The following is a 24,945-nucleotide window of genomic DNA, read 5'->3' on the forward strand; positions in this document are numbered from 1 at the left end:
TGACATAAAAGTCCCCTTTCGGTATTGAAAAACACCGTTTTTAAGTGCTACAAATCGGTAGTTGCAGTAAATTGTTTTATGGATTATTTAGATCCATTGATCGTTAAATCAATTCGATCTTTTCTCTATGCTAAAAAGTTGATTTTTTGAAGTCCTTACGGAAATCTATAAAGTTGTTATTGATTTTTATGGTAGTTTTGCGACTGATCAGATGTTCGACTACGTTTTTGTTTCAGGGCAAATATATGAGGGAGAATTGCGTTAGTGCAAGTGGAGGTAGTCGTGATTTATGAATTACGATACCCTAATTCAAGAATTTCGTGTCTTTAAAACACCACATTTATAAGTAAATTGACAATAAATTTAATGCATAGCGGAAAATTTCTTATTACTAACTTTAATCCTATTAATTCTCAATAATATCTATGAATATTTAAATATGTCTTTTAATAAATACTTAATTAATTTATTACTTCTTTTTATAGGTAGTCAAACTTCTACATCGCAGGTAGAGAATATTTCTTTGCAGGATTCATTGACCAAATTGCCGTATGATAAATTACAAAAAGCGTATTATGCTAATGAAGATAATCGTATAAAATCAAAAAGCTATGCAGAAGCATATTTAGGAAAGGCTAGAAAAGAAATGGATTCTTTTAGGATGTCTATTGGATATCATTTTTTAGGATACCATTATTATAATGAATTAAGCTTTAAATACTCAGATAGTATAATTTTTATAAGTAAGAATAAGGGCTATAAAATATATCCTCTTTCTGCTTATTTACTTAAAGCTGATATTTATTTTACGAATAAAGAATTCAAAAAATCATTTGATAATTATATTGAAGCTAAAAAATATGTAAGTAAAGATGATGCTGAAACGAACTATTACATTAATCATCAAATAGGAGGGATAAAAGCCAAACTTCTTTTAAACAGTGAAGCATTAAAGATTTTTCGTGAAAGCTGGAGATTTGTAAATGATAACAAATACAATAACAGCAATGAATCAGAATATCTACAAGCATTAACCGATCTGGCTATACAATATGTAAGAAATGATAAAATAGATTCAGCTACGGTTTTAAATAAACTTGGAATTAAAATGGCTCTTAAAGAAAGTGACTCTTTAAGATACAATCTTTTGGTTTTAAATGAGGGTATAAGTTTATTTTTTCGAGATGAGTTTACTAAATCAAGAGATAGTATTATCAAAACCGTTACTTATTTTAAAAAAATCAACAATCATGAATGTTTATCCTTTAGCAATTATTTTTTAGGAAAAATAGAACAAGAATTTAATAATGAAGATTTGTCTATTGAATATTTTAAAAATAATGATTCCATATATCAAATTACTGGAGATATCCATCCTTTGTTAGTTGATGGTCACGAAACCTTAGTAGACTATTATAAAAGAACCGATAATAAAGAAAAAACCTTATCCTATATAGAAAAACTTCTAGATATTAATAAATTAATAGATAGTAACTATCGTCATTTGTCTACTAAAATTATAAGTGAATATGATACCCCAAAACTAATTTCTGAAAAGGATAAGATTATCAATTCCATTAAAAAAGGAAGAAATCGATTTCAAAACTATTTCATTGTTTTTTTCTCTATTTCTATATTATTATTTTTTCTTTGGATATATAATTATAGAAAGCAGAAAAAATATAAAACTAGATTTAAAAACATAATTGAGAAAACCTCGAAAGAAAATAATAGTAAAAAATTAGATAAAAAGCTTCCTTTAGCAGATCCTAGTAAAAAGAAAAGTATTGACATATCTGACAGGGTTTTAGAAATGATCTTATCTGGATTAGAAAAATTTGAAAAAGATCTTGATTATACTAAACAAGGAATAACGCTAGGTGGTTTAGCTAAACAAATCAATACCAACTCTCGATATTTATCTTTAGTAATAAATCACTTTTTTGAGAAAAGCTTTGTTTTATATGTTAATAATCTTAGAGTTAATTATGCAATAGAAAAACTGAAAACAGATAAACTTTTTAGAAAATATACAATAAAAGCTATTGCGAATGAAGTGGGCTTTAATTCATCTGAATCTTTTGCATCGGCTTTTTACAAGGAAACGGGACTAAAACCTTCATATTTCATTAAAAAAATAGAAACCAGTTAACGTGTTGATTTTAATTAATTCATACAATTGTGTTAAGAATGACATATAGATTAGTTTGTTCAATACTGTTATTACTAGTTGCAGAAAAAATTTCTCACAATCTAATGTGGAAGACTCTTTATCTCAAAAATCACTTTCTGAGTTATTAAATCTATTTGAAAATTCTCAAGACAATCTAAATAAGCAGTATTGCATTGAAGCATTTATAAAAAAAAGTAAGCAAAGAAGCGACACGTCCTCCATAGTTGAAGGATATAATCATTTAGCTTTAATGCATCAACAAAACACTTTTGGATTAAATTATGCTGATTCTATTATACAATTAACAAAAAACAATCCTACCTCACTTTATCCTGCAAATGGTTTTATGCTTAAAGGTGACCAATACTTTTTTGTTCAAGGTAACTTGAAAAAAGCATTTGATAATTATTTATTAGCAAATGACTATGCTGAGAACTTTTTTAATAAAGAAACAAAATTTGGTAGTAATCATATGATTGGCCTGATTAAGGATAAGATTGGGTATTCAAAAGAAGCACTCCAAATTCATAATGATAACCTCCAACTCGTAGAAGAAAAGTTTAGCTATCCTGTAAAATCAATTTTCTCTGGTACTTCTTTACAAGCTATTGCGTTCACCCATAAGAATCTCGGAAAACTTGATTCAGCATTACACTATAATAATCGGGGCATGAAGATAGCACAGAAAATTAATCATATTTCATTGATAAACCATCTATTATTGAATGAAGGAGTTATTTATTATCATAGATCGGAATTCCAAAAATCTCAAACATCCTTAAAAAAATCATTAGAATATTTTGAAAAAATTCAAGATAAAGCTAATATGGCAGAAGGTTATTTTTACTTAGCTAAAACCTATGATAAACAAGGAAACGAAGAAAGATCAGTTGAGTACTTAAAAAAGGTAGACTCAATTTTCATTGACACAAGAACTTTATCCTCTGATATTCGGGAATGTTATGAAATGCTTATTAATTACTATAAAAGAAGAGAAGATCCAAACACTCAACTTGTCTATTTAAAAAGATTGATTTCATTAGATAGTATATTGAGTTCTGATAAGAGCTATTTATCGAAACATCTTAAAGATAGTTATGATATACCTAAGCTCATGAAAAGAAAAGAAGTTTTAATTTCTGAGCTTGAAAAAGATCATCAGTACCTTAAATACATATTTATTGTTATTGGTATAGTTTTCATTTTTATTATTATTCTATTTTACAATAGACAAAAAAAATACAAAAGGAAATTTGAAAAGATAATAAATAATAACAGAACATCTGAAAAAAAAGAACTCCCTAAACAAGAATCATTTCAAAAGAAAAGAGTTGACAATCTGGAGGTTCCAGAAAATTTATCTCAAGAGATTTTAGTAAAACTCAAATCCTTCATCGCCGAAGAAAAATTTAAAGACAATAAACTGACTTTATCTGCTCTTGCCAAATTTTGTGGAACAAACTCAACTTATTTATCGAAAACTATAAATCATTATTTTAATAAATCTTATACTAATTATATCAATGATTTACGTATTAATTATGCAATCGATAAACTCAAGAGAGATAACTCATTTAGAAGGTTTACTATTAAAGCGATCGCTCAAGAATCTGGTTTTAAGAGTGCAGAAACATTCTCTAAGAGTTTTAAGAAAAATAGTGGTATATACCCTTCTTATTTCATAAAACACTTAAATAATCAATAAAAATTTCAATTTTATAGGTAACATATCCCCTTATCAGTACACTTACTAGTAGAGTATAGACCTAAAAAAGAAAAGTCGACAATTAAAACAAAATCATCCCATGAAAAAAATTTTAAAACTAACCATACTGATTTTTCTGGTGTATCAGTGTCCACTAACAGCGCAGACGACCAAGGCGTCTTCTGCGAATAAAAAAGGTATAATCATATCAAAAACGCTATCCAAAGAACAACTAAAAACCTGGTATCATAAAGATTTTGCAGAGGATACTATCCCAGGTGTAAGCTTAGAAAAAGCATATAGAGAAATTATAAAAGACAATAAAGGACAAGAGGTTATTGTTGCAGTGCTAGATACAAAGCTAGACATTCATCACGAGGATCTGAAAGATCAAATATGGCGCAATACTGATGAAATCCCTGATAATGGTATTGATGATGATAAGAATGGCTATATCGATGATAGTAACGGGTGGGATTTTCTAAGTAATACCAAAGGTGAATTTGTAAAATATGAGCATTTAGAAAGCACTAGGATAGTTAAAAAATATAATGCTCTTTTTAAGGGTAAAAAGGCGAACCAAGTATCTGATCAAGATCAAAAATCTTATGAATTGTATACAAAAGCTTACAAAAAATGGGAAAGTGGTATTGTCGAAAATAAAGAAAGTCAAAAAAATATTCAGCTGCTTAAAGAGGCGATCATATATGGTACAACCTTATTAGATAGTATCTATCCCAAAAAAGAATATAAGCTTGCGGAGTTAGATAGTTTATTACAGGTGTATGAAAACGATTCGATTGCCAAAAATGCTATAGAAGGAGTTCAAAAAGGGATACGATATGATCTTACCCCAAAAGGATTGGATATATATATTAGTAATTATAAAAAGAGAGAAGAAACGATTCTCCATATAGATCATAACGAACGAGAGATACCAGGAGATAATCCCGATGATATCAATGATAACAACTATGGAAGTCCTGTAGTGTATGGAGATGTGCCTTTTCAACACGCAACAGTAGTAGCTGGAACCTTAGGGGCTACCCGATCTAATGATCTGGGTATAAAAGGGTTTTCGGATCATATCAAGATAATGCCCGTGGTGATGGTAGCCACAGGTGATGAGCATGACAAGGATATTGCTGTAGCCATACGTTATGCAGTAGATAATGGTGCCAAGGTGATCAATATGAGTTGGGGTAAAACACTATCACTTCATGAAGATTGGGTAAATGACGCTATAGAATATGCTGCTAATCATGATGTCCTTTTAGTTACCGCAGCCGGTAATAACAATACAAATAATGATCTTCAAAAATCTTATCTGAACGACTACACTGATGAAAAAGAGTTTGTCGACAATTTTATAGTAGTTGGTGCCAGTACTTGGGATCTTCAAAATTTAAGAGCTAGTTTTTCCAATTACGGTAAAAAGCACGTGGATGTATTTGCTCCTGGAGTTGATATGTACACTACCAAATATAGTAAAGATGCATATACTTCTACCAGAGGTACATCTCTTGCTTCTCCGGTAGTCGCAGGAATAGCAGCGTTGGTAAGATCCTATTATCCTAAGCTATCTGCAAGACAAGTGAAACAGGTTATCCTTGATTCTGGAACTAAGTATGATGTTGATGTGGAACTGAAACTAAAGGATAAAAGCGCTAAACTAGTTCCATTCTCAGAGCTTTCTAAGTCTGGTAGGATAATAAATGCTTATAATGCACTATTATTAGCAGAGAAATTATCAAAAAGTAAAAATTAGCAAAAATTATTATAGTATTAACTACCATGAAAAACATCCTAAAACTACTCATCCTAGTAGCTATTTTCTATCAATATCAACTATCTGCTCAAACCAAAAACATATCCAGAAACTGGACTTCATTTAGTCAGTCTGTAGTGGTAACAGCAGACTCTACAAAGAAGTTTAAGGTGATTGCAAAGGTAAAAGTTGAGACAGATGGTGAAAAAACTTGGGCTGGGATCTGGGCCCGTGTGGATAACAAAGCTGATCAAGGAAGAGGTTTTTTTGATAATATGAGGAATAGGCCCATAAAGTCTGATACCTGGAATACTTATACAGTTCAGGGAGTGATTGATGCTAAATCCGAAAAACTGGTTTTTGGTGGGATTTGTACCCATAATGGTAAATTTTTCTATGATAAATTTGAGGTCTATATTGAAGATGATGCCGGAGAATTTCAGCCAGTACCAATTGATAATGCCAGTTTTGAGACGCAGGTAACTACTACTAGCTTTCCTGGATGGACTTCAGGTATTTCTGGAGCTAAGATATTGGTGAGAGAATTTTCATTTACTAGTACGCAGGATCGAGTAGATGGTGATTATGCGCTTTTAGTAGAAGGAAAAGGAATCTCAGAAAACACAGGAAGTATAGAAGGTGTTTTCCCTAATATAGGCATGGTGATAGCTATCTTTTTTATCTTACTCCTGTTGTTTTCACTAATGACCTATACTTCTTCTACCGAAGATGAGCAATGGTCCATCTGGGGGCGAGTTGGATTTAGGTTTTCGTGTATCTATTTTTTATTTTTTATCTTTTTTTACAACAATGGAGCGTATCCCTTTTTTGAGGAACTGGTAAAGATACCTATAGACCTCATGCAACAATTTGTGCCCTGGTTTGGTGAAGACATCGTGGGGATTCCTTATCGCGTAAATACCGGACCTAATGGTAGTGGAGATACGAGTTATGAGTATTTGCTCGTATTTGTAATTTTTATGTTCGCTGTACTGGGTACATTAATTTGGTCTTTATTAGATAGAAAGCGCCCTAATTATAAAAAACTATATTATTGGTTAACTACAGCGATGCGTTATTATGTAGGACTGATGTTGATTAGCTATGGATTGGTAAAAGTGATTCAATTGCAGTTTCCGGCTCCTAGTTTTTATAGACTTATGCAACCCTATGGAGAATCTTCGCCTATGGGATTAGCCTGGACATTTTTAGGGTTTTCTGAAGGGTATAACATGTTTATGGGTATTGCAGAAGTACTAGCAGGGTTATTGTTATTTAGACGTACCCTCACATTTGGAGCGGTTATTACTTTAATGACTGCTTTAAATGTCATGGCGGTCAATTACTTTTTTGATGTTCCGGTTAAGTTATTATCTACACATCTGGTAATAATGACTTTGTTTCTATTAGCTCGAGACATAAAGAGAGTTATGACATTTTTGGTCACCAATAAGGCTGTAGAAAAACTTACTGTAATACAACGCCCTGCACTAAAAAAATGGATTCATATTAGTTTGAATGCTTTAAAAGGACTGATTATAGCGTTTGCATTGGGTTATGGTTTTTACGAAACTTTTAAGGGTAGCAAACTATATGGTACAGAACGTCCTAAGCCGGCATTATACGGTATATATGAAGTGACAAACTATGTCATTAATGGAGATACTATTACACATTATAAAAGCGATAGACGTTGGAAAGATATTAGATTTGAAAGAGAAGGAAGCGTTCAAGTAACAAGAATGAGTAAAGAGAAGATGCGTTACAGCGTAGAGATAGACTCCACAGCTCAAAAAATTAAATTTATCTCATCTTCTGGGGAATCCGATTCTTTTGATCTTAACTATACTAAAACCAAAACCACTTTAGATTTTAACTATATCCATAAAAACGATACGATCTATGGTCAAACCAGACGATTGGATCAAGATGATTTTTTATTAACGAATAGAGGTTTTCATTGGATAAGTGAAAATCCTTTTAATAGATAAAACACTATTAGTAACCTTATAATAAGGTTTATAGTCAGAGGTGCAATAGACCATTACTTATGTAATCTCTTCTTTTTTTCGATGTGCTCAACTATTTCAAAACAGGTTTCGATTGTTTTAGTTTATAGGTACAACATTTAGCTTTAGCTATCCTCTTATTTTTTAATTAATTATGGAAGAGTAACTTAATTGATTAGGGGTTATATTTTACAAAAAGATGAAATCAATAGGTAACATTTTTCCTATTTATGACACTTACCAATACCAATCATTTTATATAACACAAAAAGCAACATCTATGCAAACATTATTTAGAGGTATTGTCTTACTTATAACTCTGACATGTACATTTTTACAAACCACGTTTGCTCAACAGCAAAAAGGAACATACATTAATGCATCGATAGGATTGGGAATCACTACGCCTAACGAGAATGTTGATGTATACGGTAATGGTATTTATATTCAAGGAGAATATGTCTGGGCTCCTAAAAAATGGTTTAGTTTAAGACCGTATGTTGGTTATATTAATACCTCTACGGATGAAGATGGTTTATCAGAAAATCTTATTGGAGCAAGGGCATCTACAAATGCTTTTTTTGCAGGAGGAAAAACCAAATTGTCTATCCCTATTCCGTGGGTTGCTCCTTATATAGAAATAGGATTAGGAGCTTCTGTAGGATCTTTTGAAACAGTGACCCCTACGATCAACGAAAAAGAGAATGGTGTAACACTCCATATTCCTTTTTCGTTCGGATTGGCATTAGGACGCCATAATAATGTGGATGTAGGATTAGCGTATTATTTTTATCCTATGTTAGAGCAATTTAATGGAGCTTTTGCTGTGGGAATTTCATTTCCGTTGAATAGATAGAAAAGCAAAGTAACCTTATGATATGATAAGGCATGTAGTTAAAGAGTAGAACATTATCGTTTGTGTAAGTTGTTCCTTTTTTCCATATGCACGGTTATCTTATAATAGGTTTTCACAGTTCTGGCTAATAGATATGATACGCCTATGGTTTTAACTATTGTAAAAACAAGGTTAACAGAAGATTTAAAGTAAGTAAAAGAAGATAACACAATAGTAATGAAACATACAGAAGAGCATTATACATCATTCTTTATGGACGAAGATGATTATTATATAGATGTAGTAAGAAGTTATGGCAATGGGAGGAGATTTAGATTTAGTCCTTATGCATTTTTCCTGGGAGTATTTTGGCTTTTATACAGGAAAATGTATTTAACCGTTTTCACATTATTCTTATTGGGTATGGCCGAAACGATGTTTATGGATTTATTATATGAAAATTATCTAATTTCGGATCGAACCTATAAAACGATAGATATTATATCCAGAATATTATGGAGTGCTGGTTTAGGTTTCTTTGGAAATAAATTCTATATACTTGAAGCAAATAGAAAGATATCCAAAGTGTTAAATAAAAATTTATCCGAAGAAGATACAAGAGTTCAACTTGGTAAACTAGGCGGAACCACTTTATTACCACATTTAATTATTATAATTCTAACGGGCGTGCTTGCGTTTTTATTTAGTCAAGGATATATAGAAGATGTTTGGTGATAACAATACTCAATGTTTGTTTTAAGTATTATTACTCTCTACAAGCATCTCTTACTTCCTTAAAAGAGCGAATCATTTTGTTGTGGCACCAAAAAATGTTTAGGGAGGTATAGTATTCTAAAGACAGTTACACCCATTACAATCGCATTGGTTACTATTTTTACTAGTATTTTTTGTAATCAATGTATCAATTGCATTGAGGATAGTTTTGAGAAGCGTTTGTAATTCTCAGAGTTCCTTTTTTTATTGCTCCTTATATTAAGTACGTTACAATTGTGAAATGTTACCTGAAACGAATTTACGGAAATCCTCAATTCTAAAATATTCCTTTTTATTACATTTAAAAGGTAACCCTTCTAAACCCTATAAGATGTATAAAAAATTACTGGTGTTCATTTTCCTATTGATATATAGCTTTTCCTTTGGTCAGAGCTCTTCGATTACATTAATATCCTGGAATATTCGCGATTTAGGAAAAACAAAAGATAATAAGGAATTAGAACGAATAGCCGATATTGTTAAGGATGCAGATATTGTAGCGATACAAGAGATTGTTGCAGGATTTGGTGGAGCACAAGCGGTGGCAAAACTAAATGATATTCTTAATAGAAAAGGAGTTGCATGGGATTATGTAATTAGTAACCCAACGCACAGTCCTCCATATATGACGGAGCGATATGCATACATTTGGAAAACAAAAGATATTAAAATCAAAACCAGAGGAAGATTACTAAAAGAAGTAGATTCTAAAATTGATAGAGAACCTTTTTTAATCGATTTTTATATGGATAGAAGAAAGTTTACTATTCTAAATTTTCACTCTCGTCCTTATAGTAAGAATCCTAAACCAGAAATAGAAGCATTGACAAGGTTTGTAGCAGATTCTCTTAAAACGCCGCTAATTTTGGCAGGAGATTTTAATACGAATGAAAATGATGAGGTATTCTCATCATTTAAAAAAAGTGGTTACAGCGTAGCTACCACGAATAAGAAAACTACGTTAAAGCGTTCTTGTGTAAGTGGCTCTTATCTCAATTATGTTATTGATAATATTTTTTATTCTAAAAATATAACTAAAATCAAAGGAAGTGTTATTGATTTTGTAAAGGCCTGTGATGAACTTCCCAAAGCAAGAAAATTGTCTGATCATTTACCAGTGTATTTAGAGTTTACATTCTAATCAAAACCCAAAAAACCCTTTTTTGTCTTTATTTGCTTCCTTATATTCATTCAGTTTTGTTATGAATACTTGATCAAGTTCACTGATAGAAGTATTGATCTCAGATATACTCGTTTTTACTGTTTTTTCAATAGCTTGAATATTGTCTACAAGTGTTTGTATTTGATTGTCTTGAAGTAGTGTTTTGAGCTTTGCGTTTGTATCATCCGTCATTGTATGAACGGTATTTTTGCTAATTTCTAAGGATTCGGTTATTGCTTTTTCACCTTTGGTAGCTATATGTCTTATTTTAGTATCCAATGTGTTTTCTATAGTTGCCACAGTGTTTTCCATTTCATTTTGGATAAGTTTTAGGCTTTTTTCATAGCCCGAAATTAACAGCTTACTTTTACCATACAGTTTTTCTAATGCTTCGTGACTATGTATTAATAGTGGCTTTAATTCTTGATTTTTAGCAATGCTTTCTTCAGTTCTTTGTAGTAAGCTTTCCAGAAGTGTATTGGTCTCTTTAACCAAAGCTGTTAATGATTGGTAGTCTGATTTTATGAAGCTTGTTAATTCATGAAAATTCTTTCTGTAATTTTTTGTGAATGTTTTTGTTGCGTCTTCAATATCGTTTAATTTACTTTCTGTATTTTGGGAGAAAATAGTCACATTTTTATTGATGCTATCAATACTTCGATAAAATGATTGGTTGATTTTTTTAAGCTCATTCGTTATATAGTTGTGATTATTCTTTTTATAGGCATCCAGGTATTTACGTAATTTATATAATACAATAAGATGCGTAATCGTGAGTAGTATGATTAAATATATCATGTGAGTTTAGATTATTTTGATAGTTACTTTGTTTACAACTTTCCATTGATTTCCCTCTAGCGTCATTTCTCCGTCACCTCCTATTTGCTCAATAGTAGTTCCGTTTCTATTGAAGTTTTCACTGGTTAGATTACAAATAGGTAATAAAAAGATATCATAACTCTGTATCCCTGCCTGCATCATATCAGGATAGTCATATAAAAGGCTGAAAGTCGCTCGAGAAGTATCATTAGGATTTATAATAAATTGTAGAGCACTATCACGTTCCTTTATTTTTGATTTTTTATCAGCAGCAACTGCTCCTTCGCCATTTGTAAAAGGGAAATACACAGTTAGATTTTCCCGAACTCTTTTCTCTATTTCAAGGTTGATATTCATTTTGATTTCTGTAATATGTCTGGATAATTGATCATTATTAATGGTTGGAGGTAACTCGTGAATTAAATTCCTTTTAGATCTCTCTATAAGCGTATGTATTTCTTCAGAAGAAATAGTTTCGCTAACCTGTGTAGATATAAAAGAGTGACTTTGTAATTCTTGTTCTATTTTTGTTGTTGCTTGTTTCCTATCGTTACATTGTTTTAATGATGCTTCAAGTGAAATAGTACTATTTTTTAGCTTTTGATCAATGGATTTTTGGAGTTCACGTTTTGAAGAAAATCGATTTGACTGTATGTTTTCTATTAATTCTGATTTAGATTTTTCTAAAGTATCTTTTATAGTAGCTATACAATCTGAAGGGTATGCAGCAGTAAATTCTGCGATCCAACTAGCAGATGCCTCTTTTGTAATCTCTTCAATTTCCTCGGCAGATAGATTATCTGTTGTGGTTTCTGATATATCTAAAAAATTAGTATTTGTAGCAGCTAATCTCTTTTTGATTTTAAAAAACAAGATTCCTAAAAAGATGTTTAAGACTAAACTTATGATTAAAATTATCAATAGTATGGTGCTATAGTCTTTTATGATAGTTTCGAAACCTTGTTTTGATGTTGGTTTTTCTTTTTCATCTGGAATTATTGTTGATATATTTTGGACTTGCTCATCTTCGTTTTCTATCTTTTCATCATCAATTTTAGTTATTTTAAAATTATTTATGGCTAATGTTATTTGTTCTTTTATTTTAGAAATAAGCTTTTTATAGGGTTGTTCATTTCCCTTATTTTTTATAATACTTTTGGAAATCAAACTTGTACTTAGAATTGCTTCTAAGGAATCTGTGAATTCCTTTTTTGATAAAAAATCACTTTCGATATATTGTTTTCTTAATTTAATAAATCGTTCCGTGTAACTGTAAAGAGAATCTATATTTCGATCAGTTCTATCAAACGCATTAAATATTGATAGCATACTGTCCAATTTGACATTTCTTAAGTTTGGAATAGCATTCTGATTATTTTCAAAAGCTCTATCTTTCATAACCAAATGAAGGCTTTTATAAGCAATGCTATCAAACAGTTTCTCAATCAGTTGTTTATTTTCATCGATTACCTCATTAGAATTCGTTTGACCAATGAGTGTATACCAATTTAATATTATACATATTAATACTATAGAGAATTGTATCTGTGTTTTTTGTTTCATAGTTACACTCCTTTAAATTGGTTTATTTTTTCTGATACAATAATTTTGGAGAAAGCATATAAATAGGCTTTTATCGCTTCAAAAAATAAGGAGTCACTTAAGTTAGATTCTTGCTCTACGGTTATTTTATAATTGATGACTTCTCTAATGGTATCACTAATTTTGGAAGGATCAGAAAAGAATTTTTGTAACTTTTTTGGATTGTAAGATTTCTCCAAACCAAAGTTTTTAATCAAATCAGCATCAAACCATAATTCATCAAAGAAGTAATCGAAAAAACTGATTACATTTTCTGTTACTTCTTGTATAGTAAGGTCAGATTCTTTTATAAAATTAGCATACTGAACTGTTTTCTTTCTATCAGTATCTGAATCAAGAATCAAGTCTTTTGCGTTCCCTATAGAGATATAAAAGTTGCTGGTATCTGCTTCTGAATTTGATTTTATCTGTTCCAATCCTTTGATACCACCAATTGCCGTAGATTCTTTTGGATTTTGCAATATTTGTAGTTCTATTGGTGGAACTTCTTCTTTGTTAAAGATTTTCTTTACAATAAGACATGTAAGATGAGCAATACCTTTAGATCGATTTAAATCATTGGATCCATTAGTGATTGCTAATAATTTAGCTCCATTTCCACTTACTCCAACATAAGATGGAAATTTTTGGATACTACTCATTCCCAGGATCTGAAAAGAATGATAGAAGATAGCACTATTATGTATGAGAAATAGCAATTTAAATTCACTATCCAGTATCAGTTTTTTAGCAAACCCTTTATAATTGAAAAAGTAACTTATTAAATCTGTGGATAATAATCCTTTAGAACTTTTTATATAATCAATAATATCTGTTTTAGAAAAGTCAGTACCAAAAGCCTTTCTCATGACTGATTCGTACTTTGATACAAAACCATTATCAAAAGGATCATTATTACTCCTAGATTCGAAAAGACTGTTTCCGGCAAATCTAAATGAGGTAGTTAAAGCAGGTTTATTATTCTCAAATACAATCATATCTGTTGTTCCTCCACCAATATCGAGATTCATATAGATTTCTCCAGAACCAAAAGTTCTGTCATAACTATAATACGGAGCCCAGGATTCTGTAATACTGGTTAGCTTTTCGATATTCGAAGATTTGCTGTAGTAGCTGGTGTATAGTTCATTCCAGATATCATTGAAAACTGTCATCTGATTACTACCCATACTCAAAGGTTTAAACCATAATAGATTGGTTGCTTCGGGATTGATTCCTTCACTCAATAATTTATTTCTTCCCATCCAGACGAGCTGTTCTATGAATGCTTTTAATTTGTTTTGGGCTGCGATATTGGTTCCGTCCGTTACACCCCATTTGATATTAGAATGTACAAAATCAAAATCCCGGCGTAATACACGTTGTCCGAAACCAAAAGGAATATTGGTACTGGATAATACATTAACGTTATTGGTTTGTTCAGGATTTGTATCATTATCAATGTTGATAATAGAACGAATAGGGAATTTAAACAGCGCTTCTTTTCCTATCAGTGTAGGCAAAAATTCTGCAATTTGAGCAGCCCCATAGACAGGTTTAATAGGATCTAATTCGTACTTTTTAGATACTTCTAATTCCTGATTTGGTTGATGTAACATAACCATATCCGGATCCGCAGATTGCTCATTTCCTTTATAAGAGGATAAATTTTCTATGGTATTCGATGTTTTAATAGCTACAAAACTGTTGCTGGTTCCTATATCAAAGGCAATAGCAGCCTCTCCATTTGCTAACGAAATAGCTTCTCCCATCAATGGAATTAAAATACCTTCTGAGATTACGTTTTTATCAATGTTATCAATGCGCACGTGAATAGCATCAAAGGTAGCATCTGTCTTTGTGTCCAATTGTATTTCTCCTTGTTCATTTTTATGAATAGTTGTTACGTCCAGATAATTGGTTACACACGGATATTTCTCATTACTTCGTGTTCTGGAATGTATTTTTGAAGGAATTTTTAATACTTTGGGTTTGGTAAGTTCTTCCCTTATAAATTGATACGATATTTCTTCCCCTTTAAGATGATAAGAGAGTATCTTGTATTTATCATTATACTTTGTATCCGTTACTCTAAAGAATGGATAGATCCCAAATGCCATAGAAGTTTTAATCAAAGCTCCGTGTTCATCATTATCAATGGTTTCAGGGTTTACGGCATCATATGTTCTTTCAAAACGAATAGTTCCTTTTCCTTGATCTGCTTTTACAGGAATTTCTAGCGTTACTACAATAGCACCCATTTTCAATTTGTCAATAGAGATTTGTTTTTTTAGATCTTCTAAGGTGAAATAATTGAAATAGGTTTCTTTAATAGGTAATATTACATTATCGACTATACCCGACGGTAACCAGAATTTAGCCTTATTTGCCGGATAATCTAATTGTATCAGATGTTTAGAAAGTAAATCATCTCGTGTAATCCAAGGGTACTCAACGACAGATTGAGGTAATTTTCTTTTCTGGATGGGTGTATGGGTATACAACTTGACATCTTCAGTAAATTTATTACCACCATAATAATTCCATCGCTTTTTGTTTATACCTTCTAATAAAGCTAAAGGTGGGTTTTTTAAAGTTTTTGATGTTTGTATGATATAGTCACTATCTTTAATAGACTGAGCTTCTTCTAGGCTATCGAATTTGTCACAAATAAAAGGAATGGTTCCTCCTAAGAAGCTTATTTCCTGGTTATTGATTTCCAGAATTTCGTATTCATTTGTATATTCTTCTCCTTGATTTCTGCTAAGACCGTTAATGGTTTTTAGAATATGTTGATCTTCGATATGATTTCTGCTATGTTCGATATAACTATATACTTCTTTAAAAGATTGAGTAATGGTAGGATTAGATGTGAAGAAGACGTTCATGAATTCCTGAAAACTTGGATTTCGTTTATATAATGGCTCATTGTTGGTGAAGAAATAGCGATTTTTATAATTGCTTTTTAGTGTTTTTGGAAGCGTATCACCAATCGTAAAAAAACCTGTATATGGGGAAGTTCCTGCTATAACTTGATGATCTAAAAAGATTAAGGTGAATTCATTGAAGGCATTGGTGATTCCTCTATTGCTAAATCGGGAATCTTTATTATAATTATCAATAAATATTCTGAGGGTTTCCGCAAAAGTTCTGATACCTGGATTATGATCCTGCTGTAAGCGTTTTAGCTCTTCTGCTTTCCAAACTTCTATTTCGATTTTTCCTTTTAGTTTAAGAGTATCATAGCAAAAAAGTATTTCGAATATGTCCAGACAATGCGAAATATATTTATGATAGGTAGTGTTGCCAGATAAAGCAGTAGCATTTTTACCAGAATTCATATACGCTTTATTTACAAAAGAAAATGATGTTTCGAATAAATGCATTTGTGCAAAAGGCGAAGGAATCGAAGTAACAGGTACTTCTGATACTCCCATATTATCGGTAATGTCTCCTATTTTTCCTTCATCGTATGGATTGTTGGCAAATTGATTCCAACCTGCAGATGGAATAACCTGTTCTTTGATAAGGCTTAATTTATGTGGCATGGTTTTGTAGCTTTTTAAAATGAAAATCGGTCATTAATAATATTGGATATTCCTTGATTGATGAGGGTACTTAATGTTCGCTCTTTATTTCCTAAAGGTCTGGCGGCAATATCTTTTGCTATTCTAGAGAATTCTTCATCATATTTAATCTTGTCCTTTTTGAAAAAATTACTGTTGTTGTTGGCAGGAATCCCAGTGACGAGTGTAAATAGCTTTTTATCATCGACAGTAACTTCTGCGGGTATTATTCCGGAAATATCTTTAGTTAGTGTTGCTTTATTAGTTATAATGGATAAATCAAATGGGAGGAACTTTCGATCATGTTTTTCTAGGGAAAGTTCTAAGAGCCAACGGTAATAATAGTGATCTGTAAAAGATGCTAATTGTTTAAAAAAAGGTTGTTTTTGGTAATTGTTAGAAAGTTTTAATTCATTTTTCCAGGCAAGCTTGTCATTATTCAAAGCATCTTCCATAAAAGCAGATACATAAATGTTGTAATAATGAAAATTTAGCAACTGTTTAATATGGTCATCTTGTTTGAGATGTGTAAGGTGTAAGCTCCCGGAATCTTGGTTTACTCCATATTCAAAAAATCGAGAAGCTTGCGATAGATCTTCTTTAGTACCTGCATTGGGTTCATAGTCCAGAAACTCTAAGATAGAGGAAGCGGCTGTTAGTTCTATAAAATTTGCAGGGTTCTTTTGTTCGATACCACCATCAAAATTCTCGTAATTACTCTGTCGTGTATCTCCAATATAAAACATGGTATTTACTAATTGTTTTAAATTTCGATTGTAATAGGATAAAGCGGCTTTGGTTTTGGTAATAAAGGTACTGGAGTTGATGGCGCTATCCCCACTATTAAATTTTTCTACATCTACCTGGAAATAGGGGAGCACAGAAACACCTCCAATAATAGCATTATTGATATAGGTCTTATTATTTAAACCACTGTTTTCATCTCTAAAAACATTCATTAATAATGGAAATCCTGCGGCTCCCGTTCCTCCAAAAATAGAACTGATAATAAAAATGCGATCATTTTGCTTAAAGTCTTGTGTGAATTCTTTGAACTCCGAAGATTCCACCACGTTTTTAAGCACTACACTCCCTACATTAGGATTGCCAAGAAACCCTTTTTCTAGCGGCATATCTTTATTGGCATTACTATACAGGAGATCAAATAATGCTTTGGTAGTGTTAAGGTTTTTTGAAGAAAGAGAGTTATAATCCACCATATCTTTTAAGGTTCCATAATCGGTACCACTGATATTCATCTCTTTTGGAGGCATGATCTTAGTTCTAAAAAAATGTCCATGATCTTCTTCTTCGGGCACGCCCGTATATATCGTATTGTGGATTTGGTTATAGTTTTGGATCAGTTTTCTGCATTTTTCTACATCTCCATTATTGATATCTGTATCAATAATCATGGGAATGATTTTTTCGGTATTTGCTTTGATTCCACTGGCAAGTAACATAGTTAAAGATTTTAGCACTCGAGAACCGGTACCACCTATAGCAAAGAGATATAATTTTGGTTTAGACATACTATTAGAATTTTAGAGGAATGAATTTAGAATAGATAGAAAAGCGTTTGAATGCTAATGATAATAGGAAGTATAATACAAAAGCGTAGCAGGCGTTGATCATAGCAAATAACCAGATTTCATAATAGAAATCGCCTAAAGTTGCTAACTCAAATACAGAGAATCCTTCTATAGCAATAGATATAATAAAAACCGTAAATACATTACATACTCCAAATAGAAACCATCGAGGTAGTGTAGAGAATCGCATACCTCTTCTACCAAATACAATATAAAATAGTACGTTATAAAGAAAGGAAAAACATAGAAGAATCATAAATCCTATGGTATATCCTTTTTCATCCCAGGTTTGCCAGTATTGTTGACTTTCAAATAAAAAGTAAAAAAGTTCCATAATGTTATTGGTGTTTTTTGGTGAATGTAAAGTCTGCTAAAGTGTCGTTTTTGCCTTTAAAAGCTCTATCAAAAGCCTTTGTAATAGCATTAAACCCAAAGGTCTTATACTCCAAAGAATCGGCAGTGATGTTTAGATCATCAGTAAGGTTTGCTTGTTGAATCCAAATAGGCGTTTTGTTATATAAAGTGATTGAAATCTTTTCTGAATCTTGATCCAGATCGTGAAAAGTAGGTTGTAGAAAGTGTGTGAGTTTTTTTTCTTCAATGATATTCTTTGGAACTCCTTTTTTAGAAAGTATACTTTTATCAACTATTTCAATGGAGGTAGTTTCTTTAAGAAATTCGGGTTCGATCGTGTAATTTTTTGGGTTCATAAACTGTTTTTGAACACCTTTAGATTGGTTATTCAAGTCGATCCCAATCGTAAATTGTACAGGTCGTTTTTTGGATACTTCTTTTATCCGTAATAGGTTGTTTTCAGAATCAATAGATACTTTGCCTTTGTTAGGACCATCTAACAATTCGTATGACATATCCTTCATAGGAATGTTATAGAAATGAGACTGCTGATAATTGTCAAAAAAATCTTTAGAAACTAATTCTTTAACAGCTTGTTGATGGCCAAATATCCAGATGTAAAAAGGACGGTTTTTTAGTATTGTATCATAATAAGGTCTTCTTCTTGGATTATTACTTCCGGTATTAAGGCGGTCATAATAATAAGTACCATTGAAATCACTGAGATATTGAAAAACAGCAACGCCCATATTTTCTTTTGTGATGAGATGCTTATATATTTTTGTTGTGATTTTAGAACTATTAGCTTTGGTGTCATCACTTCCTAAATCTGGAATACAATCGGAAACGAGAATACTCACTGAATTTTCTGTAACAGCATCTATTAGGTGACTAAATACGTTTTGTAATTTAGAAGATCTTCCTCCCAAAATGGCTCCTCTGCCAAGTTGATCTTCAAACTTTTGTATACCTCTGGTATATAGATTGGGTTTATTAGTAACTGTATAGAGTTGGACACTATCTGGATATATTTTATTGAGATCTGTTAGCAAAAAAGGAATCACTTCTTTTAGAGGGTAATTTCCAGCAGTCTGCGTATTGACATACCCTTTCATACTGGCAGAAGTTTCCATAAAGAAATCAACTCTTTCCAAGGTTGTTTTTTGCGCTGCTGGTTTTTGGTAAGGGTTGAATTTATATTCAATTGATTCTGGACCACAACTTACCGTAATCAATAGTATAAAAACGCCTAAGATTATTGGTTTTATTAGAATGTTGTATTTGATTTTTTTATTCATTATTTCTATCTAGTTGTTGAAAATTCTGTCTTGAATTTCTTCTTGGTTAAAGACTTTGTGATTAGCGGATATAAATAATTTTGTTTTATTCATTTCAAGAATGTGATATCCAGACCTACAATGTTGAAACCTGAATTTTAATGCTTTAAGTCCTTTAAAAAACCCTTTTTGTTTTGTGATATCATAGACATAGTGAGAGCAACTCTTTTTGAAAACACATCTTTTTCGTTTCGATTTTGGAATCAATATCCAATAAGATCTAATGATTAATAAAAGAAGACTTTTCATTAGGAAGCTTTAGAAAAAACAACCATTTGTCGAGAAGTTGTATATCCAGGAGTTCCTCCCAATCCAAAACAACCGCTTTCCGGTTGCACAAATGTACTTACGCTCTCTAATCGGATATATTGCCACCCAGAATTAGCGTGATGTTTGATAATTTCTTCTAATTGTTCTGCAACTTGTTTCGAAGCAATTTTATTTTGGCTAACAGAAGCTACAAAAGGGATTACTTTATATTCCATAATTTGATTTTTTAGTGATATATCAAAGCTATGGATGTGGGGAATTTATTCTTTACGGAAAACCATAATCACAAAAAAGAACGGTGTAATAACCGTTCTTTTTCTAACTAATCTCAGTACAATTAGTTTTCCCAACCACACAAATCTCTTCCCAGTTCCTTTGCTTCTGATAATGTGACTTTATATATCTTGGTAGAACATCGGGATAAGCCTCTGCAATCTTCAGTATAATGATATCGCTTGCTTTGTTTTCCTTTGCAGATATATACTTTTGGATCATTTTGATAACTTACCAAAGTGAACGCACAAAGTAACAATGTGAATTTTATATAGTCTTTCATTAAGGATGGGTTATTGAAAAAACTAAATTTCTTTTTGTTCATTCTCATAATAACCTACTGTTCTTAATAACTGATCCTCGAATTGGTAGATGTCTTCCAAAGTTTCTATATACTCTCTAGTTTCATTTTTGTTTTCATCAAATATTCCTATGTATTTTTTAGTTCCATTAAAATGAAGTCTGCATAATGGTTTTCTATTATTATCATCGAGTAGAATTCCAAAATATGATTGTGTATCCCGATGTATGATACGGTGAGCGATTACTTTACGTCTTAGAATGGCGACTACAATTCTATAACCTTCGAGCTCCTCTTCTGTAGTGATAATTTTAGAGAATTCTTCTGCATCTTCTAGCACTTCTTCCTGTTGTTTTTGAGTTTCTTTATGGAGTGCTGCATTTAATCGATCACTAACTTTTTCGCTTATAGTTTGATTAAATGCTTTATGAACCAATTCAGTAAATTCTTCCATCACTCTAGAAGTCAATTTACCAGGATATGTTTGCCCAGCAAATAATCGTACAAAATTGTGACTTGGTGCATTCAGTTCTTCGTATATCAACTTTTTAAGTTCTTTGGTGTATTTTAAAGAACTCGCATTATCTACAATTTTATCGACATCAAAATTAGATTTGTGAAATTTGGCAATTTCGTGAATGGTATTTTCTTTAAGATTGGTAATATCAAATTCTAGAAAAGGTTTTTTATCCATTTTATTGGCTGCTTCCAGATCTGTGTAGAATTGATAGATAATTCCGTTAGTTAGTAGTGCAAACCGTGTTTTGGTTGCATGAAAATATCTAAATAACTGAGAGTTGTGTGTATTTAGATCTTCTTGCCAATGCTTGCACTCTATGATTAGAATGGGTTGTTGTTCTTGAAAGATCGCATAATCTACTTTTTCTCCTTTTTTTAAACCAATATCTGCGGTAAATTCGGGAACCACTTCTATAGGATTACGCGTATCGTATCCCAAAAGATCGATAAAAGGTAATACAAATGCGTGTTTAGTAGATTCTTCTGTATGTGTATGTTTTTTGTGTAATAGGATTTTATCCGCAAGAGTCTTGAGATGGTTTTGTAGTTCCATAGTGATTGATTTTTTTGTAGTAGTTTGAGACTATTGTTAATTGCATTTACAACCAGTTCCTACGATCCATTGACAACAAGCATCAGATTCGCACGCAGATTTGGTTTTTCCTGAGCAACCACAATTAGCAGTTGTGGCACAAGTTGTTACATCATCACTTTGTTCATCACAAGCAACTATTAATAACAGTACAAAGAGTAATTTTAGTTTTTTCATGGTTTTAATTTATGAGGTATGACAATCTTTTGAACAATGGATACATCCATTAGATTGAGGATGCGTTTTTTTAGCCTCTCTAACTGCTGAATAGCAAGTGGTATGAATTCCCAAATCTTTTTTACTTTTTATAAAAGGAATCCATCGACATCCTTCTTTGTGTACTTCGTGATCTCCGTTAGCTTGAGCAGTATTGTTTACATAATATCTAGGCATAATTTTAATTTTTTAAATATTAATACTATTCAAACTTAAAACTACTATGAACTAGTTTGTTATGGTTATCCGTAAAGTGATAGGGTTTTATGAAAAATGATTGTAAGACATGACAAAAAGGAGTAATCTCTACGGAAATTTGTAGCGTTATGATATAATGAAAGAAAAAGACCTCACAGGTTTTAAAAACCTGTGAGGTCTGATAAAGAAAGAGCATATTCCTGTATACTATAGATGCCCTTCTCGAATGAGCATTGCAATAAGATTCGTAGTGTTTTTTGCTTCGAAATGTTCGGATAACCTATTTATTCGCTTTTCCAAAGTACTTTCGCTATTAGGAGAAATTTTATTGCGCTTTAGTTTTTCTACAATTTCTTTCTTGTTAAGTCCATTAGCAAGTTCCTTCAGAATAAGAATATCATAGTCATCTAACTCAAAAGTATTATTGTGACTATGTAGTGCCTGTTCTACCCTAGGCGAAATATAGGTTTCTGCCTGATATACTTTTTGGACGGCCTGCACTAATTCCTGTAACCCATCACGTCCTTTACACACATATCCATGGATTTGCTGTTTTTTAAAAAGCGACTTGATTTTTGCAGGATTATCTTCCATAGAATATACAATGATCTTAATATCTGGCTGTACAAGCTTAACAGCATCAATAAGCTCGCTACCAGATGTATATTTACGATGTATTAAAGTGTTTTCTAAAAACAAAAGATCTGTAATCAATAATCCGAAAGGTGTATTATTGTCTTTTGCTACCTTAATTCGATTATACGCTTTATCACAGTATTGCTCTTTTTCTATTTCAGGGATTTTTAGTTTCTCAACTAATGTCTGAACAATACCGTGATTGGTACTTCCGAAATCTTCTGCTACTAAAACTTTATCGAACATCATATAAATACTATTTAATTTGGGATTCGTATTTCGGCTTTAAAACCATCTCCTTTTTCAGTATCAAATTTAATTGTTCCATTAATCGCTTGGATACGGCTTTCCGTATTCTTTAACCCATTTTTTTTATTCATCTCTGTTACAGAAGCACCTTTGCCATTATCAAAGTAATTCACTTTTAAATAGTCTTTATCTTTTGAAAAAGTGACGGTGACAACATCTGTCTGACTGTGTTTTTTCATATTGATCATTAGTTCTTGTAATGTGGTAAAGAGCGCTATTTTGTCTAATGCAGATAGAGCAGACCAGTTTATACTCGCAAGTCCTTTGATATAAGATTGCGTTGTAGGTGGGGTATAGGAACGAAGCATTTCTGATAACTCGTTTTTATAATTTTCTCCAGTATCAATCTCGCTATTTTCTCTGGAGAAATTTCTACTTTGATTGTACACATCATCTATTTGATCTAATATTTTGGAAGTATCAATACCATTTTTTATTGACATCATAATACCGTATAATTTAGCAGCAAAACTATCGTGTATTTTTTTTGAGAATTGTATACGTTCCTTATAAGAAGTTTCTAATTTATCAATTTTGTTTTGTTGTTTCAATTTCACCGCTTTTTGTTTTAGATCTTTATTTCGGCGATTAAGTAAATAAGTGATAAATCCTGCTAATAATAATAAAACAATAGATATGGAAATATAGATTATATTTTGATTTCTTGTTTTTAAAACCTGTTTATCTTTTTCTGCATTTTCCTTTTCTAATTTTTCGTTCTCATATTTAGTATCAGCATATAAATCCCGATTGCTTTGATTGATGCTTTTTATTTCTTCGTTTACTGTATGGTATATTTTAGCTTCTTCTGTTATATTTTCTTTTAAATCAAAAATGAATCCTAACGCTTCGAGAATCGCGGTTCTGCTATTCCGTTTTTTTGCCTTGAGATATGCTCCTTCAGCATATGTTAGTGCTTTCTCCTTATCTGTATCAAGATAGTATTTGGTTAAATGAATGTTACTAGCAATTAATCCTTGGGTATCTTTTTTGTTTTTTCGTATTGTTAATGCTTTTTGTAATAAAGAATCTGATGAAGTGTTATTTGGATTTTCTAACCATTTAGTGTATCCTAGATTGCTGATTACTCTGGCATATTCTTTTTGATCGTTTATTACTATAGAATCTAATAGTAACTTCGATAGGATATCAATAGATTCATTGAATTTTCCATGAAGAGCCAGAATATTGGCTTTTGCGCTTTTTAATTTTAAAAAAGTACTTTTTCCAATTTTTTCTATAAGTAAAGATTCTTTTTCCAAAGACAGTGCTTTGGTATTATATTCTAATGCTTTATCAAAGTTTTTTTGTTCTTTATAAGCTACTGAAATATTGAGCAATAATCCACTGATTCTTTTTGTTTCCGAAGTGCTTTCTATGTGTCGTAAGCCATCCGTAGCAGTTATTTTACTACCAATGTGATCTCCAAGACTTTTTTGAATATTGGCCATATATAGCAAGCTTTTACCTGCTTCTAAACTGTCATTAGTTGTCCTCGAAATTTTGAAAGCTTTATTATGATAAGAAAAAGCTTTCGCCAATTGATTTTTGTTTTTATGATAAATTCCTAGTTTGGTTAATGCTTTTTGCTGAAAAATTAGGTTTTTGTTTTCTTTTGCATAGTCGTATAAAAATTCAGAGTAATAAATTGCACTATCACGTTTTTTTAGCTTATTAAGAATTTTCGTTTTTCGCATTAATCCTTTATAAATTAGAGAATCTTTTTTATATAAAAATGCTCCTTTTAAAAAGTGATTAATATTTTCTAATTTTTTAATTTCAGGAATAGTGTCTGATTCAGTTAAATTGAAATATGCAGAAATACTATCTGTACTTTTTAATGTCGTTTTTTGAGCAAATAATGAAGTGCTATAGGGGGAAAATAATTGAATAAATATAAAAACAAAAAAGAGGGAATATTTCATCCCTCTAATTTAGTAATTAATTTGTTTTAGG

The 24,945-nt window shown here is 31.4% G+C and carries 21 protein-coding genes; 7 read left to right on the forward strand and 14 right to left on the reverse strand.

Translation table 11 applies throughout. The features are described 5' to 3' along the window. Positions 1-439: 439 nt before the first annotated feature. From Q0829_RS22365 to Q0829_RS22395, 7 genes are all read left to right on the forward strand, one after another. Positions 440-2,152, forward strand: coding sequence for a helix-turn-helix domain-containing protein (locus Q0829_RS22365; RefSeq protein WP_298547125.1), 1,713 nt, complete (start codon positions 440-442; stop codon positions 2,150-2,152). A 106-nt stretch (positions 2,153-2,258) separates the two neighbouring features. After that, a complete protein-coding gene (locus Q0829_RS22370) occupies positions 2,259-3,878 on the forward strand; it encodes a helix-turn-helix domain-containing protein (RefSeq protein WP_298547127.1) in 1,620 nt (539 codons plus the stop codon). 100 nt (positions 3,879-3,978) lie between these two features. Beyond that, positions 3,979-5,646, forward strand: coding sequence for a S8 family serine peptidase (locus tag Q0829_RS22375; protein WP_298547129.1), 1,668 nt, complete (start codon positions 3,979-3,981; stop codon positions 5,644-5,646). Between the two features lie 26 nt (positions 5,647-5,672). Further along, positions 5,673-7,637 carry a hypothetical protein gene (locus Q0829_RS22380; protein ID WP_298547131.1) on the forward strand — a complete coding sequence of 655 codons (1,965 nt, stop codon included), beginning with the start codon at positions 5,673-5,675 and terminating at the stop codon, positions 7,635-7,637. Positions 7,638-7,854: 217 nt separating this feature from the next. Next, positions 7,855-8,511 carry an outer membrane beta-barrel protein gene (locus tag Q0829_RS22385; RefSeq protein ID WP_298547133.1) on the forward strand — a complete coding sequence of 219 codons (657 nt, stop codon included), beginning with the start codon at positions 7,855-7,857 and terminating at the stop codon, positions 8,509-8,511. 216 nt (positions 8,512-8,727) lie between these two features. Beyond that, positions 8,728-9,225, forward strand: a complete 498-nt coding sequence (locus tag Q0829_RS22390; RefSeq protein ID WP_298547134.1) for a DUF2628 domain-containing protein — start codon at positions 8,728-8,730, stop codon at positions 9,223-9,225. 370 nt (positions 9,226-9,595) lie between these two features. Continuing rightward, positions 9,596-10,405 carry an endonuclease/exonuclease/phosphatase family protein gene (locus Q0829_RS22395; RefSeq protein WP_298547136.1) on the forward strand — a complete coding sequence of 270 codons (810 nt, stop codon included), beginning with the start codon at positions 9,596-9,598 and terminating at the stop codon, positions 10,403-10,405. On the opposite strand, the gene Q0829_RS22400 is transcribed toward Q0829_RS22395, so the two are convergent. From Q0829_RS22400 to Q0829_RS22465, 14 genes are all read right to left on the reverse strand, one after another. Continuing rightward, entirely contained in the window at positions 10,406-11,224 is an 819-nt protein-coding gene (locus Q0829_RS22400; RefSeq protein ID WP_298547138.1) for a hypothetical protein, read from the reverse strand. A gap of 6 nt (positions 11,225-11,230) precedes the next feature. Then, positions 11,231-12,808, reverse strand: a complete 1,578-nt coding sequence (locus Q0829_RS22405) for a hypothetical protein (RefSeq protein ID WP_298547141.1) — start codon at positions 12,806-12,808, stop codon at positions 11,231-11,233. Positions 12,809-12,810: 2 nt separating this feature from the next. Then, positions 12,811-16,374: a cell division protein FtsA gene (locus Q0829_RS22410; protein ID WP_298547144.1), complete on the reverse strand. Its 3,564-nt coding sequence runs from the start codon at positions 16,372-16,374 to the stop codon at positions 12,811-12,813. Between the two features lie 14 nt (positions 16,375-16,388). Next, complete coding sequence (locus Q0829_RS22415) at positions 16,389-17,924, reverse strand: hypothetical protein (protein ID WP_298547147.1); 1,536 nt, start codon at positions 17,922-17,924, stop codon at positions 16,389-16,391. Between the two features lie 4 nt (positions 17,925-17,928). After that, positions 17,929-18,318 carry a hypothetical protein gene (locus Q0829_RS22420; protein ID WP_298547148.1) on the reverse strand — a complete coding sequence of 130 codons (390 nt, stop codon included), beginning with the start codon at positions 18,316-18,318 and terminating at the stop codon, positions 17,929-17,931. A gap of 4 nt (positions 18,319-18,322) precedes the next feature. After that, positions 18,323-19,636, reverse strand: coding sequence for a hypothetical protein (locus Q0829_RS22425; RefSeq protein WP_298547150.1), 1,314 nt, complete (start codon positions 19,634-19,636; stop codon positions 18,323-18,325). Between the two features lie 9 nt (positions 19,637-19,645). Continuing rightward, a complete protein-coding gene (gene yidD / locus Q0829_RS22430) occupies positions 19,646-19,924 on the reverse strand; it encodes a membrane protein insertion efficiency factor YidD (RefSeq protein ID WP_298547152.1) in 279 nt (92 codons plus the stop codon). Further along, positions 19,924-20,160, reverse strand: coding sequence for a hypothetical protein (locus Q0829_RS22435; RefSeq protein ID WP_298547154.1), 237 nt, complete (start codon positions 20,158-20,160; stop codon positions 19,924-19,926). Before Q0829_RS22435 ends, yidD begins: the two co-directional genes overlap by 1 nt. A 122-nt stretch (positions 20,161-20,282) precedes the next feature. Beyond that, entirely contained in the window at positions 20,283-20,501 is a 219-nt protein-coding gene (locus tag Q0829_RS22440) for a hypothetical protein (RefSeq protein ID WP_298547156.1), read from the reverse strand. Between the two features lie 22 nt (positions 20,502-20,523). Next, a complete protein-coding gene (locus Q0829_RS22445; RefSeq protein ID WP_298547158.1) occupies positions 20,524-21,591 on the reverse strand; it encodes a type I restriction endonuclease in 1,068 nt (355 codons plus the stop codon). A gap of 36 nt (positions 21,592-21,627) precedes the next feature. Then, complete coding sequence (locus tag Q0829_RS22450; RefSeq protein ID WP_298547160.1) at positions 21,628-21,807, reverse strand: hypothetical protein; 180 nt, start codon at positions 21,805-21,807, stop codon at positions 21,628-21,630. Between the two features lie 9 nt (positions 21,808-21,816). Continuing rightward, the gene (locus Q0829_RS22455) at positions 21,817-22,023 is read right to left on the reverse strand and encodes a hypothetical protein (protein ID WP_298547162.1); all 207 of its coding nucleotides are present in this window, start codon (positions 22,021-22,023) and stop codon (positions 21,817-21,819) included. Between the two features lie 228 nt (positions 22,024-22,251). Beyond that, positions 22,252-22,929: a DNA-binding response regulator gene (locus Q0829_RS22460; RefSeq protein ID WP_298547164.1), complete on the reverse strand. Its 678-nt coding sequence runs from the start codon at positions 22,927-22,929 to the stop codon at positions 22,252-22,254. Positions 22,930-22,940: 11 nt separating this feature from the next. Beyond that, on the reverse strand, positions 22,941-24,914 hold the full coding sequence (locus Q0829_RS22465; RefSeq protein WP_298547166.1) for a hypothetical protein: 1,974 nt from the start codon (positions 24,912-24,914) through the stop codon (positions 22,941-22,943). Positions 24,915-24,945: the final 31 nt, after the last annotated feature.

The organism is uncultured Aquimarina sp. (assembly GCF_947492405.1).
GTDB lineage: Bacteria > Bacteroidota > Bacteroidia > Flavobacteriales > Flavobacteriaceae > Aquimarina.